The organism is Micromonospora sp. D75 (assembly GCF_018070405.1).
Lineage (GTDB): Bacteria > Actinomycetota > Actinomycetes > Mycobacteriales > Micromonosporaceae > Micromonospora > Micromonospora chalcea.
Window position 1 is genome coordinate 1 of sequence record NZ_JAGPXV010001069.1, and the last position, 926, is coordinate 926.

General features: G+C 73.4%; 2 protein-coding genes. One reads left to right on the forward strand and one right to left on the reverse strand.

What is annotated here, in order from left to right; translation table 11 throughout:
* A partial coding sequence (locus KBX39_RS32030; RefSeq protein WP_210874164.1) for a dihydrofolate reductase family protein occupies positions 1-381 on the reverse strand: 381 nt, incomplete at its 3' end.
* A gap of 92 nt (positions 382-473) precedes the next feature.
* Here KBX39_RS32030 and KBX39_RS32035 point away from each other — a divergent pair.
* Positions 474-926: TetR family transcriptional regulator (locus KBX39_RS32035; RefSeq protein ID WP_210874167.1), on the forward strand; the 453-nt coding region annotated here is incomplete at its 3' end.

Consider the following 926-nt stretch of genomic DNA (forward strand, 5'->3'; position numbering starts at 1 on the left):
CCAGCGGTCGCGCCCGGGCCGCGTCGTCAGCTCGCGGACGAAGGCCACCGGGTCCCCGGCGACGACGTTCACGTCCGGGTAGTCGGCAGGGGGCAGGGAGCGGCTGAACACGTACTGCTCCAGGTGGGCGTACGGGCTTGTCACGCCGATCTTCAGGCCGGGCTCGTAGCTGCCCCGGCCCATCAGCACGGTGTCGAAGCGGCCGGCGGGCGGGGAGTCGATGCCGAGCTGGGCGTGGGCGAACGTGGGCAGCGTCTGGGGCCACTCGGCCACCAGGTGGGGCGCCAGGTCGGGCGTCAGCGGGAGGAAGTCGAACGACCCGTCGGGCGCGGCGATGAAGCCGTCGAGGGTGCTGGCGACGAAATACACGAGCTTGCGCAAACCGGCTCCGATGTCCGAGGTGATCCACGACGGCTGTCGTGGTTCAGTGGCGAATCTACAACACCTGTCGTGGTTGTTGCTACTGTGTTCGCGTGGCCAGGAACCCGGAACGCCGTACCCTGCTCGCCGACGCCGGTCTGCGGGTGCTCGCCGACGCCGGCGCGCGCGGGCTGACCCACCGGGCGGTCGACGCCGAGGCGGGCGTGCCCACCGGCACCACCTCGAACTACTTCCCGTCCCGCGCGGCGCTGCTGGCCGGCCTGGCCGAACGGATCTTCGACCGGATCGCGCCCGACCCGGCCGTGCTGGCCGACCTCGGCCGCCGTGCGCCGTCGCTCGCGCTGATGACCGACTACCTGCGCGACATCGTCGCGCGCACCACCCGCGAGCCGGGCCTCACCCGCGCGCTGTTCGAACTGCGGCTGGAGGCCGCCCGCCGCCCCGAGTTGCGGTCCGCGCTCGGCGGCGTGCTGCGCCGGGGGTACGCCGACGACGTCGCCCACCACCTCGCCGCCGGACTACCGGGCGGGGCGTACGAGGTGGCG